Source organism: Thermococcus sibiricus MM 739 (genome assembly GCF_000022545.1).
In the GTDB taxonomy this organism is placed as follows: Archaea; Methanobacteriota_B; Thermococci; order Thermococcales; family Thermococcaceae; genus Thermococcus_A; species Thermococcus_A sibiricus.
The window spans coordinates 196,308-209,858 of sequence record NC_012883.1 but is presented as its reverse complement, the minus strand read 5'-3'; the positions used below and the strand labels follow the sequence as shown (position 1 = coordinate 209,858).

General features: G+C 37.8%; 15 protein-coding genes. 8 read left to right on the top strand and 7 right to left on the bottom strand.

Translation table 11 applies throughout. From position 1 onward, the window contains the following. Position 1: 1 nt before the first annotated feature. A complete protein-coding gene (locus TSIB_RS01050) occupies positions 2 to 2,155 on the bottom strand; it encodes a restriction endonuclease (RefSeq protein ID WP_012766244.1) in 2,154 nt (717 codons plus the stop codon). A gap of 200 nt (positions 2,156 to 2,355) precedes the next feature. On the opposite strand from TSIB_RS01050, the gene TSIB_RS01045 reads away from it, so the two are divergent. Next, positions 2,356 to 3,597, top strand: coding sequence for a phosphoglycerate kinase (locus TSIB_RS01045; protein WP_012766243.1), 1,242 nt, complete (start codon positions 2,356 to 2,358; stop codon positions 3,595 to 3,597). Here TSIB_RS01045 and TSIB_RS01040 read toward each other — a convergent pair. Genes TSIB_RS01040 through TSIB_RS01030 form a run of 3 tightly spaced genes read right to left on the bottom strand, consistent with a single transcriptional unit; the run spans position 3,587 to position 5,800 of the window. Next, positions 3,587 to 4,357, bottom strand: a complete 771-nt coding sequence (locus TSIB_RS01040) for an ABC transporter permease (protein ID WP_048160141.1) — start codon at positions 4,355 to 4,357, stop codon at positions 3,587 to 3,589. The genes TSIB_RS01045 and TSIB_RS01040 overlap by 11 nt on opposite strands. Positions 4,358 to 4,362: 5 nt before the next feature. After that, positions 4,363 to 5,343, bottom strand: a complete 981-nt coding sequence (locus TSIB_RS01035) for an ATP-binding cassette domain-containing protein (RefSeq protein ID WP_012766241.1) — start codon at positions 5,341 to 5,343, stop codon at positions 4,363 to 4,365. 1 nt (position 5,344) lies between these two features. Beyond that, positions 5,345 to 5,800 (bottom strand): PadR family transcriptional regulator, encoded by a 456-nt coding sequence (locus TSIB_RS01030; RefSeq protein WP_048160140.1) that lies wholly within the window; start codon positions 5,798 to 5,800, stop codon positions 5,345 to 5,347. 99 nt (positions 5,801 to 5,899) lie between these two features. Here TSIB_RS01030 and TSIB_RS01025 point away from each other — a divergent pair, with 99 nt between their 5' ends. The 7 genes from TSIB_RS01025 to TSIB_RS00995 all read left to right on the top strand — a co-directional run bounded on the left by TSIB_RS01025 (position 5,900) and on the right by TSIB_RS00995 (position 11,376). Further along, positions 5,900 to 6,334 (top strand): DUF6849 domain-containing protein, encoded by a 435-nt coding sequence (locus tag TSIB_RS01025; protein ID WP_012766239.1) that lies wholly within the window; start codon positions 5,900 to 5,902, stop codon positions 6,332 to 6,334. After that, positions 6,300 to 7,001: an endonuclease III domain-containing protein gene (locus TSIB_RS01020; protein WP_012766238.1), complete on the top strand. Its 702-nt coding sequence runs from the start codon at positions 6,300 to 6,302 to the stop codon at positions 6,999 to 7,001. Before TSIB_RS01025 ends, TSIB_RS01020 begins: the two co-directional genes overlap by 35 nt. Before the next feature lie 50 nt (positions 7,002 to 7,051). Continuing rightward, positions 7,052 to 7,720, top strand: a complete 669-nt coding sequence (locus tag TSIB_RS01015) for a TIGR00266 family protein (RefSeq protein ID WP_048160139.1) — start codon at positions 7,052 to 7,054, stop codon at positions 7,718 to 7,720. A 34-nt stretch (positions 7,721 to 7,754) separates the two neighbouring features. Beyond that, positions 7,755 to 8,531, top strand: coding sequence for a sugar phosphate isomerase/epimerase family protein (locus TSIB_RS01010; protein WP_012766236.1), 777 nt, complete (start codon positions 7,755 to 7,757; stop codon positions 8,529 to 8,531). Positions 8,532 to 8,663: 132 nt separating this feature from the next. Further along, entirely contained in the window at positions 8,664 to 10,085 is a 1,422-nt protein-coding gene (locus tag TSIB_RS01005) for an acetate--CoA ligase family protein (protein ID WP_012766235.1), read from the top strand. Positions 10,086 to 10,121: 36 nt separating this feature from the next. Beyond that, positions 10,122 to 10,829 carry an acetate--CoA ligase family protein gene (locus TSIB_RS01000; protein ID WP_012766234.1) on the top strand — a complete coding sequence of 236 codons (708 nt, stop codon included), beginning with the start codon at positions 10,122 to 10,124 and terminating at the stop codon, positions 10,827 to 10,829. Between the two features lie 127 nt (positions 10,830 to 10,956). Then, a complete protein-coding gene (locus TSIB_RS00995; RefSeq protein WP_012766233.1) occupies positions 10,957 to 11,376 on the top strand; it encodes an ester cyclase in 420 nt (139 codons plus the stop codon). Positions 11,377 to 11,481: 105 nt separating this feature from the next. On the opposite strand, the gene TSIB_RS10710 is transcribed toward TSIB_RS00995, so the two are convergent. The 3 genes from TSIB_RS10710 to TSIB_RS00985 are packed head-to-tail and all read right to left on the bottom strand — an operon-like array spanning position 11,482 to position 13,470. Next, positions 11,482 to 11,682, bottom strand: a complete 201-nt coding sequence (locus TSIB_RS10710; protein WP_287197429.1) for an MBL fold metallo-hydrolase — start codon at positions 11,680 to 11,682, stop codon at positions 11,482 to 11,484. A gap of 10 nt (positions 11,683 to 11,692) precedes the next feature. Further along, the gene (locus TSIB_RS00990) at positions 11,693 to 12,370 is read right to left on the bottom strand and encodes an MBL fold metallo-hydrolase (RefSeq protein ID WP_287197431.1); all 678 of its coding nucleotides are present in this window, start codon (positions 12,368 to 12,370) and stop codon (positions 11,693 to 11,695) included. Between the two features lie 50 nt (positions 12,371 to 12,420). Continuing rightward, positions 12,421 to 13,470, bottom strand: coding sequence for an MBL fold metallo-hydrolase (locus TSIB_RS00985; RefSeq protein ID WP_012766232.1), 1,050 nt, complete (start codon positions 13,468 to 13,470; stop codon positions 12,421 to 12,423). Positions 13,471 to 13,551 lie beyond the last annotated feature (81 nt).

Sequence of the window (13,551 nt, the reverse complement as noted above, 5' to 3'; positions counted from 1 at the left end):
CCTATTTATATTTTGCATCCAATTGCAATTTCTTTATTTTTGCTATTAAACCCTTGTTGGGTACTGTATCTTCCTCCAGTAATTTTCCTGTTCTTAGATCAAGTTTTGCATAATAAAAAGCCTCATCCCCAGAGAGTTTTATAGTTGCATATCCCTTTTCTTTGTGAACTATTATAGTTTCTGTTTTCAGATTTTTATCATTAAACTTCTCCAGTACGTGTTTTTGATACATCTCCTCAATCACAGTTTCCGTCAGGAAAATTTCACTCTTTAAAACTTTTCCAGAGATCTTTTCTATGAGAATCTCCCCAACTCTTTCCTCACCTGCAAACCTAACCTGCCAGTTGGCATCAAGCTTTATTTCTTTAATTTCCGCACTTATGCCCTTCCCATCCAAGAATTTTTCTGCAATTTCTCTTGCAACTTCCTCTTTTAGATGCTTATCAGTCTCTTCTAGTATCTTTCCATCTTTACTAAGAGAAATTCTCAATAGGAGTCTGTCATTCTCTAATTCTGCTTTATAATTATCTTTTAACTCTTCTATTTTCTTTATTCGCCATCCAGAGTATTTTTCCAAGATTATTTTTCTGGCTTTTTTTGGACTAATCTCGACAAAATAATCCATGATATCCCCACTTTTACCATCGGCTTTTAACAGAACTTTCCCATCCTCGCTTTCTAGAAGTAACTCTATATTCCTGTGGTTAATAACCTTAAAGTCACCAAGCTTAAGATGTTTTATATCAAAATTGCTTTCAATAAGGTCTTTTCCAGTTTTTGCAAGATTGTACGGATGTAAGAGTTCGACCTTAATATTATACTCTCCATTTTCTAAATTAAATTCCAAAACCACAATACCTTCTGGAGTTAATACGTCAATTATTGCTTTATCCTCTTTTTCAGTGAAAGAAATGACTTTTCCTCCAGGATATCTATCAGAAACCTCAGAAAGGATTGCTTCTTTCCTCATCTTTGATTTTCTCTTTAAAACTCTCCCGCTGTATATATGAACAGCTGCCCCAAAAAGGAACCTGCTAACCTGACCATTTATTATAGCAATATTATCCTTTATGTTAAGTGAGATATCCTCAAGATCCTCACCAAGTAAGTTTCTACATTCTTCTCTGGCAATCTCAATTAGTTTCTCTTTGGGAAGAGGCTCTATTTTAAGAGTAGCTTCTTTGCTCTTGAGATCCACTCTTCCCTTTGCGAAATTTGCTCCAACTTGCAAATCCAGCATCGCTTTTTGAGGGATATATACCTTTTTCCGGGAATGCAGTATGATGCTACTTTGAGAGACTTTTAGATCCTCTGCAAGTTTTGATTTAACAAGTAAGACTGCCTCACTTGGTGTTAGTGATTCAACAACCCTTACCTCACTTGCCTTAATGGCAGAACCACTCTCCAGAAGTGCTTTAGAGAGTCTTTTCTCCAATTCACCATTCTTACTCACAAAGGGGAATATCTCATCTCTAGATGGGACTAAAGCCTTATCTTTCATGTTCTCATCCATCTGAGAGGACCAAGAAAAGATATATGCTGCCAAAACCTCTAAAGTTAACTTCTTCAAAAAAATGTCCTCTTTTTTTATCTTATACTCCCTTTCGAGTAAAGAGACTATTTGATCAAAGATTTTGTCAGCAGAAAAAGGATACAAAAGAGGAACATCTAATTTGATTACCTTCAAAGCTCCTTTACGTCTCTCTTCTAGTTTTTCCTGCTCTCTTTTTCTCTCAATTTTTTCGAGTAACTCTTTACTTACTGGCACTTCCCTCGCATTTAATTCTTCAATAAACTTTTCACCATCCCACGTAATCATCCTCCCCTTGTACTCTTTCCCCACAAGCAGTTTTGCATCTTTAGTGAACCCGTGTATTGCCAGAAAAATCCCTTTATCCGCCTTAGATCTCATTATTGCCTCGCCAAATGATTCAATATCCTGAGAAGAGGCTAAAGCTTCATGCTTGATCTTCACTACATATTTCTCAAACCCTGCAATGGGATCATCCCTGAGGGCCAAGATTTCTACACCCCACTCTTTTGGGTTCTCAATTTTTTCTACATTGTTAAATCCCATTTTATCAAGTAAATTTATCAAAGCTTCAACTAGAATTTCCCGAGAGGCCTCTTGTAAAATTTCTAAACTCCACTTCATGATACCACATCCGATTATTCTCCACAGTTAACAAAAGTTAGGTAGTTATAATATAAATTCCTTTTGGCATGCAATTCGCTCATATCTTAGCTAATCACCTTCCCCCATCTGAAGCACAAAGCCTTTATATAACAATTACCACCATAAGTGTTTAGAATAACCTTTTAACTTCTCAAAATTTACAAAAATCAGGTGAGATCATGTTCAGGCTATCAGACTTCAATTACCATGATAAGGTCATTTTTCTCAGAGCAGACCTTAATTCCCCTGTAAAAGATGGGAAGATCATCAGTGATGCCAGATTTAGAGCCGTGCTGCATACCATACGATATCTGCTAGAGCATAAAGCAAAAGTGGTAATTGGTACTCACCAAAGCAAACCCTATGAGGAGGATTATTTGACCACAGAGCAACATGCTGAAATTTTGAGTTCTCTCCTGGGTGTGAAAGTAAAATACGTGGATGACATTTTTGGAAAATGTGCAAGAGACGCCATAAAGGCCCTAAAGCCCAGTGAAGTTTTAATGCTCGAAAACCTTAGGTTTGCAGCAGAAGAAACAAAACAAAATCCGCTGGAATATTGCGAGAGAACCCATTTTGTTAGAAAATTATCTCCCTTAATTGACTATGTTGTAAACGAGGCGTTCGCTGCTGCTCACCGCTCTCAACCTTCATTAGTTGGATTTGCAAGAATAAGGCCCATGATCCCCGGTTTTCTAATGGAAAAAGAAATAAAAGCCTTAACAAGGGCCTATGAAAGCTTAGAAAGACCTAAAATCTACGTACTTGGAGGTGCCAAGGTAGAAGATTCCTTAAACGTTGCAGAGAATGTTTTAAGAAATGAGAAGGCAGATTTAATTTTAACTGGAGGTTTAGTTGGACACGTATTCACCCTCGCTAAAGGTTTTGACCTAGGAGATGCCAATATCAGTTTTCTAGATGAAAAGGGATTAATAAAACTTGTAGATCGAGCAGAAATTATTTTAAATGAATTTTATCCGTATATAAGAACCCCCGTAGATTTTGCTGTTGAATACAAAGGAGAGAGAGTAGAAATAGACCTGCTAAGTGACAAACAATGGATATTTGATGAAAGGCCAATTTTGGACATTGGGAGCAGAACAATAGAAAAGTATAGCGAGATCCTAAAAGAAGCAAGTATAATAGTAGCCAACGGTCCAATGGGAGTTTTTGAGATTGAAGAATTTGCTAAAGGTACAGTAGAAGTATTTAAAGCAATAGGAGAGAGCAAAGCATTTTCTATAGTTGGAGGAGGGCATAGTATAGCCAGCATATATCAATACAATATAAAAGGAATTTCTCATATAAGCACGGGCGGAGGAGCTATGTTGACATTTTTTGCTGGACAATCGCTTCCAGTATTACAGGCCTTGAAAATAAGTTACGAAAAATTCAAAAATAAAAAAGAGCTCAATCAATAGTTGCTTTTTCAAATTCCACCATGGCAAGACTGACTAATACAACTGCAAGGAGACTCAACACTGCCCAATCGATTGTTATGGAAAACTTGGTAACATTTGCTCCTACGAGATAATAGCGAGCTCCGTCCACCGCATAGGTTAGCGGGTTTATATAAGCCAAAGCCTTCATCCAGCTTGGCATAGCTTCTATTGGATATATGGCCCCGCTGAGGAACGTGAGTGGCAACATTAGGACCATCATTATCATCTGAAATCCTTCCATACTTTCCATTTTAAGGGCCAGACTTGTTCCAAATCCAGAGAATGCTATAGCTAACAGAAAGCCTATTAAAAGGGCAGGGATTATTCCGGAAATTTTAAGATTTTCTGCCAATAGGAACGTCAATAGGAGTATTATAAGGCCTTGGACTGTTGTGAGGAGTGAATCTCCCGCTAATCTCCCTAGAATAGTTTCTTTCCTTGAAGCTGGTGCTACCAGAACCTCCTTTAAAAAGCCAAATTGCTTGTCCCATATAACGCTTACACCACTCACGAAACTCTGATTGAATATGGTCATAGCAAATATACCCGGTGCTAGGAAAGTGAGATAATCAACCCCTCCAAATATAGTTCTAGCCATAGGATTGTTGAAAACTTTACTCCACCCAAGACCAAAAAACACTAACCAGATCAGAGGATTTATTATCATTCCTACTACCCTCGACCGTGCTCTAAAAAAACGCTTTGTCTGCCTGTAAATCATAGTGATAAACGCCCTCATTTTCATCACCTTCTCATCCTCATACGAGCCATTCTCTTGAATGCATTTTCTCCACTTTCTTCTCTTATCTCTCTCCCAGTTAAGTGTAGGAAAACATCATTAAGCGTAGGCCTGTGATAGGTAACCTCAAGAATTTTAACTCCTAAGTGCTGGACCAAAGTAAAGAGCTTTGGGAGAGCTTCTGCAGCATTTTCCACTTCTAATTGCACCTTTCCGTCAGATAAAATTTTACAACCCTTAATAAACTCCGCTTTTAAGCATTTAACTTCTTCCAGAGCTTCAAGTTTAAGATAAACTACATCATTACCAACCAATTTTTTCAACTCATTGGCCGTTCCTTCTGCAATTATCTTACCATGATCAATTATAGCAATTCTGTCTGCTAGCTGTTCGGCCTCATCCATATAATGTGTTGTCAAGAAAATCGTCATATTGTGTTCTTCTTTCATTGCTTTAATGTAATCCCAGATGTGAGCTCTTGTTTGAGGATCAAGACCTATTGTAGGTTCATCCAAGAAAAGAATTTCTGGCTCATGAAGAAGTGAACGTGCTATTTCGAGTCTCCTCTGCATGCCTCCACTGAACATCTTTACAGGTTTATCTTTGAACTCCCACAATTCAACAAATTTAAGGAGCCTTTCTATCTTTTCTTCCAATTTATTTCCAGTTAAACCGTAAATTCTTCCATGAATATACATGTTCTCATAAGCCGTCAACTCTCTATCCAAGCTAGGATCCTGAAATACAATGCCAATCTTTTTCCTAACCTCCATTGGTTCCTTTACAACATCGTGTCCTGCTACAATGGCTTTTCCAGAGGTTAATCTAAGGAGAGTGGTAAGTACATGAACAGTAGTAGTCTTACCCGCCCCATTGGGACCCAAAAATGCAAATATCTCTCCCTTATTTACTTTGAATGAGATACCTTTAACAGCTTCAAAATCTCCATATTTCTTTACCAAATTTTCAACTTCAATAGCATACATTTCACTTCCCCCCTAAGATTATTAGTCTAATTTTCCTCGTAAATTCTTCAATCTCATCTGAAAGTGCTTTTTTTTGTTCCTCTGTAAGTGATGGAATGGCCATAAAAACTTCCTTAATTGCTTCTTTGAGCTCATTCCCTCCAAGACTTCTAAATTCCTTAAAGGATTCTATCATCCTGATAACTTCAAAAAGCTCATTTTTATGTTCATCAAGATATTCCTTCCCTCTATCTGTTATTTGATAGAGTTTCTTCTCTCTTTTACCTTTCCCAGCTACTCTAATCAGGCCATTTCTTTTTAAACCTGATAAAATAGGATATATGGCCCCCGGACTTGGAGTTGGGATGCCATATCTAGTTTCAAGCTCATACATTATTCCATACCCATGTTGTGGCTTTTCCTTTAGCAGATAAAGGATAAGGAGCTTAAGATGGCCTTTATACTTTGGTCTTTCCATATATCTCACCAGATATATCAAAAGATATATTCGATTATAAAGTTTGTGGTTCAAAACCCTTATTATAATTCAGTGAGTATATTGAGTGGGTGGAAATTCATGAAAGTTGTATTAAAGCCGATTTTTGATGCTCCTTTAACACCTGATTTTATAGAGGTCATAAGAGCAAAACTTATAGGAAAAGAAGTTAAAGAAGGAGATACTGTAGAGATAGACCTTTTAGGAAAAGCCCTTCAATTTAAGGTAATATACAGTGAACCAAAACTCATAAGGGTAAACAAGGACACGAAAATAGAGCTTACTGAGGAGGAGATATTTAGTCTAACATTGGATTTTGAAAAAGAGATTAGAGACGTGCTTTTCTCTGAAAAATGGATCGTGATACTTCTTGAAAATGAAGTTCTGATTTTAAACCAAAAAGGGCACAAGATTTTTAACCAAAAGTTCGACAATCTCAAAAAGGCCAAGGCCTCAAATGGAATTATAGCGGTGATCCATAATGGCGGCAAAAAACTCACACTCATTCACCTTTGAAGAAAACTGGGAAGAGAAGAAAAGGAGAGCCAAAGAGATAGTGAAACGCCTGATAAACCACTATCAAAGAGAAAAACTCCTAACTGGAGATCCCTATAAAACACTCATTTACTGTATAATCTCGCAAAGAATGAGAGATGAGGTTACAAACAAGGTAGGGAAGATGCTCTTCAAAAAATACAAGAATATTGAAAACATTGCCAATGCACCTGTAGAAGAAATGCAAGAGTTTTTAAGAAACAATGGTGTTGGCCTATGGAAAACCAAAGGGGAATGGATAGTCCGAACTTCCCAGATAATTTTGAGAGAATATCGTGGGAGAGTTCCGAATAAAATTGAGGAACTTATGAAACTTCCAGGAATCGGAAGAAAGTGTGCAAACATTGTCTTAGCTTACGGATTTGGAAAACAAACTATCCCTGTTGATACCCACGTAAACAGAATAAGCAAACGCTTAGGCTTAGCTCCCCCAACGGTTGCACCAGAGAAAGTTGAGGAGTATTTAAAAAAGTTGATCCCGGAGGACTTGTGGATATATATAAATCACGCAATGGTAGATCATGGAAAACGTATTTGCAAGCCAATAGGACCAAAATGTCACGAATGCTTCTTTCAGGATCTTTGTCCATACAATAACAACCTTATAAAAAAAGAAGATATAAAATAAAGCAAATAAAGTTTATATACTTCAAATCACACCTATTCTTGGTGTTATGAATGAGATACGAAATTATTCAACGACCTAGTTTTAGCTTGGTTGAAGTGGAGCTTGAAGAAGGAGAGGCCATTAAAGCTGAACCCGGTGCAATGGTACATATGAGCCCTACCATAAAAATAGAAACAAAAACCGGAGGGGTCTTTAAAGCCCTAAAACGTTCGATGCTTGGTGGAGAGAGCATTTTCATAAATACTTTTAGAGCCGAAGAAGGAAAAGGAAATATTGGCCTTGCACCTGCTTACATGGGAGATATAGAGGCATTAGAGATTAGGGGAACATTGTATGCTCAAAGTGGTGCATTTTTGGCAAGCTCAGAAACTATTGAAATAAACACAAAATTTGGTGGTGCAAAGACATTCTTCTCAAGAGAAGGCCTATTCCTTTTAAAATTAAGTGGAGAAGGTACAGTGTTTCTTTCAAGTTTTGGAGGAATTTATAAAAAAGAACTGAGGAACGAAAGATTTATCATAGATACGGGCCACTTAGTAGCCTTCACAGAAGGACTTGATTTTAGAGTAAAAAGAGTAGGTGGACTTAAGAGCACAATATTCGGTGGAGAAGGTCTTGTTGCTGAATTTTATGGAAGCGGCACCTTATATATACAAACAAGAAGCATAGACAGCTTTTTAGACTGGCTAATTCCATTTTTGCCTAAATCTGGAGACTGATATCTTTTTATACTCTCTCTTTTTATTCTTCCAGGTGAAAAAAGTGATAGGAGTCTCAACACAAGCATTATACAACAAAAGCCTCACTCTTGCCCTTCATAAAATAAGCCAACTTAAAATCGATTTTATAGAAATAGTGAACGAAGGATATCACACACTAAACCGGCATAATTACAAAATACAAATGGATTTTCTGGAAGAGGCCAAGTTAAAGAATATTATCCATGCTCCCTTCAGTGATGTAAACATGGGCTCCCTAAACGAGAAAATTAGGAGGATCTCACTAGAACTCCTCTTTGAAACCTTTGAAATTGCACATGAGATGGGTTCTGCACTTGTAGTTATCCATCCTGGTCATTATTCGCCTTTAAGTAGCCGTTTTCCAAAGGCCTACGAAAAAGTTCAAAAACGATCATTAGAAGAAATTAGTAAAATTTCCCAAAAAATTGGAATAACAGTGGCTCTGGAGAATATGCCATCATACCCTATTCTCGATGGCCAAACACCGGAACGTATTAAAGAATTGGTAGATGGAACGGAGATATTGGTTACTTTTGATATCGGGCATTTAAATACCGTTAATGCTCAGTTTGATAGGTTTATTGAGCTTTTAGAAGATAGAATTATTTATGCACACCTAAGTGATAATCATGGCGCAAATGACTCCCATCTAGCCCTTGGGGAGGGTAACATACCTTGGAAAACCCTAATAAATCAACTTAGGAATATTCCTATGTCATTAGAAGTGAAAACCTTTGAAGACATTTTAAAAAGCCTTGAATTCTTAAACAAAATGACAAGAGGCGTTTGATATTTTTCCAATTCTAGCGCAGTAATGTTCCTATTTATTCATCAAAGAGCTTATTTTACTCACATAAAACTTTTATACAGAAAAAGATAAAGTTCAACTGGAAATTTATTCATAAAATTTTGAGGTGGTACCATGAACCGTCCAAAAATTATCGATGAACTCAGGCCTTTTTTCGAACCCAAGGCTGTTGCCATTATTGGTGCAACGAACAAAAAAGGAAAAGTTGGAAACGTGATTTTTGAGAATTTCAAGAAAAATAAGGAGCAAGGAATTTTTAAGGGAAGCATCTATCCAGTGAACCCCAAACTAGACGAGATAGAGGGATATAAGGTTTACAAAGGTGTGAAAGAGCTCCCAGAAGATACAGATTTGGCAGTAATCTCCATACCAGCTCCATTTGTCCCACAAACCATGAAAGAAATTGCCGAAAAGGGAATAAAGTCTGTGATAATCATTACAGGCGGTTTTGGGGAACTTGGAGAAGAAGGAAGGAAAATGGAAGAAGAAATCCTCAAAATAGCAAAAGAAAATGGAATAAGGATCATAGGACCAAACTGTGTTGGAGTATACGTTCCAGACACTGGAGTAGATACGGTGTTTCTCCCAGACGAAAAAATGGACAGACCAAAAAGTGGTTCAATAGCATTTGTCACTCAAAGCGGAGCCTTTGCTGCAGCAATGCTTGACTGGGCAGCAGGAGCAGGCATAGGGATTGGAAAGATGGTAAGTTATGGTAACAAACTTGATGTTGACGATGCAGATTTAATGGATTACTTCATCTACGATGAGAGTATAAAGGCCGTTACTCTTTACATAGAAGGAGTGAAAGAGGGGAGAAAATTCATTGAGGCTGCAAAGAGAATAACAAAAGTAAAACCCGTCATAGCTCTAAAAAGTGGAAAAACTGAGTATGGAGCTAAAGCAGCGTCCTCCCACACTGGATCATTGGCCGGTGCCGATATAATATACGATGCTGTTTTCAAACAAACTGGAATATTAAGGGCAGAGGACTTTGAGCATATGTTCGACGTCGCAAAGGCCTTCGCAAAGTGCAAACTTCCAAAAGGAGACAGAATTGGAATCATTACTGATGGTGGCGGAGCTGGAGTTATGGCAAGTGATGCTGTGGCAAAATTTGGACTCAAAATGGCCGAACTTAGTGAGGAGATAATTAAATATTTAAAGGAACACTTCCCACCACACGCCGTAGCTGGCAATCCAACTGATGTAGTTGGAGATACAGACGCTCAGAGATACAAATACGCTATTGAGGCCTTTGTGAACGATCCCAACGTAGACGCAATAGTTATAATAGTCCTCTTCCAAGTACCATTGTTAAACGAAGAGGAGATCATAGAAATCCTAGCAGAATACGCAAAGAAGAGTGAGAAACCAATAGTAGCAGTTGCAATGGGTGGTAAAAAGACCGAATATTATGCAAAAATGCTTGAAAATAAGGGAGTTCCAGTATACTCCACGCCCGAGAGAGGAGTCAGGGCAATGGCTGGACTTGTCCAATATGCAAAGTATTTGGAAAAATTAAATAAGGAGTAATCTGACTCCTTATTTCCTTATTATGGGGGGAATAGTATGAAGGAAGAAGCATTAAAGATAATTAAAGAGGTTTTGACTCAAGGTAGGAAGGCTTTAGTTGAATACGAGGCAAAACAGGTTTTAAAAGCTTATGACTTGCCCCTTCCAGAGGAGAAACTAGCAAAAAATTTGGACGAAGCCATAAAGTACGCTAACGAAATAGGTTATCCAGTGGTTATGAAGCTAATGTCACCCCAAATCCTTCACAAGAGTGACGCGAAAGTCGTCATGCTGAAAATAAAGAACGACGAAGAACTTAAACAAAAGTGGGAAGAAATCCACGAGAACGCAAGAAAATACAAGCCAGATGCAGAAATTCTCGGTGTCTTAATAGCCCCAATGCTCAAACCCGGAAGGGAAATAATCATTGGTGTTACCGAAGACCCACAATTCGGGCACGCACTCATGTTTGGTCTCGGTGGAATTTTTGTTGAAATTCTCAAGGACGTTACATTCAGAATAATCCCGATTGAAGAGAAAGACGCTTGGGCAATGATAAAAAGCATTAAAGGTTACCCAATTTTAGCCGGAGCAAGAGGGGAGGCACCAGCGGACATGAAGGCAATTGTAGACATGATGCTGAAAGTTTCACAATTAATTGATGATCTAAAAGATTACATTAAAGAAATGGACTTGAACCCAATCTTCGTTTACCCCGAAGGCGAGGGCGCAGTCATAGTTGACGCAAGAATAATTTTGAAATGAAATTCTATTTTAAAGCTTTTATTTTTCTTTTGTAAACTTAGATGTTACGTTATTTTTACATAATACCAATTCTTATATAGTTTAAACTATAAAATGCATAAATAGAATAAAAAGGAGGTATAGAAGAATGACAGAGAAAGAAAGGATTATACAGCAGATAGTGGATGAAGTCTGGAACAAGGGAAATGTAAATACATTAGATGAGTTTTATGCCCAAAACTTCGTAAATCATGACCCTGCTAATCCAGATGTTACAAATCTTGAGAAATTTAAAGAATGGGTACTCTTCAACCACAAGACGTTCCCTGATTTTCATGTAACTATTGAAGATACTATTACTGAAGGCGACGAAATTGTAAAACGATGGAAAGTTACTGGAACTCAAAAAGGCGAGATGATGGGTGGTAAGATCCCTCCAACTGGAAAGCAGGTAACTATTGAAGGAACCTCTATTTATCGCTTTGAAGGAGACAAAATTGCAGAAATGTGGTGGGGTTATGATCTACTTAGTATGCTTCAACAACTCGGTGCATTTCCTGCAAAGTGAGAATACTCCCCTGTTAATTTCCTTTTCAATTTTTTGTGATCTTGAAATTTAAGAGACTACATATTATAGCATTCTTAAAAGAGAAAAGCTGAAGTTTTAAGACTTCTAGATTTCTATGACTTTTCCAGAGTGGAGTTTTTCAAAGTTCTTCCCGAATTCCCTTGCAAACAGTGCCTCGGCTTCAAGCCCTGTACAATGTCCGACGAAAACCCTCTTAACCCCTAATTCTTTAAGTGCTTCTACAGTTTTCTGAATTCTTTCATTATCTGCCTCTATTAAATGGAATCCACCTATAACAGCATGCACCTTGGTAATTTCACTCAGTTCTACAGCTTTTTTTTACCATGCTGATAATGCCGGGATGGGCACATCCTCCAATGACCACTAAACCTTTCTTAGTGTTTATTGCAAGCCCTATTTCATCCTCGATATCATCCGACCGTATTTTCCCATTTTCAAGCTTATAAAGGCTTATTGTAGTACTTCTCTCAAACTCGACTTTCTCTTCTTTTGTTATTTCTCCAAGTGTAAAAACACCCGGCATTAACTTTATAATATCTCTGCTCAGAATCCAAACACCACCAAGTTTTTCAATTTCCTCTTTTGAGCCTCCTCTTAATGGGGGTATTCCTGCGTACATGAACTCCGGTTCCATGGCAAAACTTACTTTAAAAATATTGGGATGAGCGAGTATAGGAATTTCTTTATTTATTTTCTTCATGATGCCCAGTAAACCGCCTGTATGGTCAAAGTGACTGTGTGAAAGTATTATCATGTCCACTGTTTTTGGGTCAATTCCCAAAATTTCCATGTTGAAAAGAATGGGCTCAGCGTAGGATGCTGTATCAAAGAGTATTCTTCGTTTATTTCCATCAAATCCTACTTCAATCAAAAAGGAAACTCCATGTTGAGCCAAAAATGGGCTATTATACCCAGCATAGTCCTCAGCTAGAGTATAGATTCTCAGCTTATCAGCTTCCCCAATGTTCACCATCACCACCACCAATAAAATTTAATTAAAGAGTTAAAACTATATCCTAAATGTCAAATCTCCAAAACTTTTGGTTTCATTCCCAAAAATTCAGCAGCAGTTAGAAGGTTTTTATCAAGTCTTTCTGCAGTTTCCCAAACTTTCTTCGTGTGTTCTTTGAAGTGACGCTCTCTTGGCAAATGGTGATCATAGATAATAATTTCTGCATCAATTTTCCTTACAATTTTCACTGCGTTCTCAACAGCTCTTCTTAAATTGATCTTGTTAAGAAGGTAGCCGAGCATATAGGTCATAGGGCCATCCAAAATGAGAATGTTGGGATTTTCTTTGATTATCCACTCTGCATAGTCCTCTATTATGGGGCCGTTTAAATCACTTGAATGGATGAGCTTCTCATCTTCATATTCAATCACAGTTGAAATAACCCATCCCACCCTTGAAAACTCAATTCCATGGAACATGGGGCCTGTAAATCTTATCTTTGTATCTCCAAACTGGAATTCCCTTCCGTCAGCAAAATGAACTTCAACATCCTCAAACTTCACCTCTGGAATTTTAGGACTTCGGTTCCACATATCTGCCCTGTTTTCAAACCATTTTAACCCTTTCTCAAGGAGCTGCTTCCTCCGTGTATTGTACTCTCCAAAGTCCTTTGAAACGGCTATTGGTAATTTATCCATGAGGTTTGAGTATTTCTTTGCTTCCCTCTCTCTCCAGAGGTCTTCCAGCTTTAAGCCTCCAAAGTATCTGCAGAGGTTTGAATAGAAATAATCTGCTCGCTTCCTCTGAGAATCGTTTATGTATTCATTCGGGTTTTTGGCTAAAAGCCTCTTTCCCCTGTAAACTTCCAAGTCACCGGGGAAGTAATGATCATAGTGATAATGAGATATCACAAGGACATCAGCTTCCTTACTGGCATTTTTTATTGCTTTTTCTCCCTCAATTAACCATTCAATCTTTTTCTCCTCTGATGCTGGAAAGCTTGGCTGCATAATTGCAATTCCCGGATCTATTATTACAGAAATATCAGGAGTTTTAACTAATACGCAAGAGCTCTTAGCTCCCATTGAATCAAACCAGATCGGTCTAAATGAAAGTGCCATAATATCTACCTCTTCTTTCTTAACTCAAAATTTAGGAGAAAATACTCAATGCAAGAACTGCAAAAAATCCAACCAGCAGGA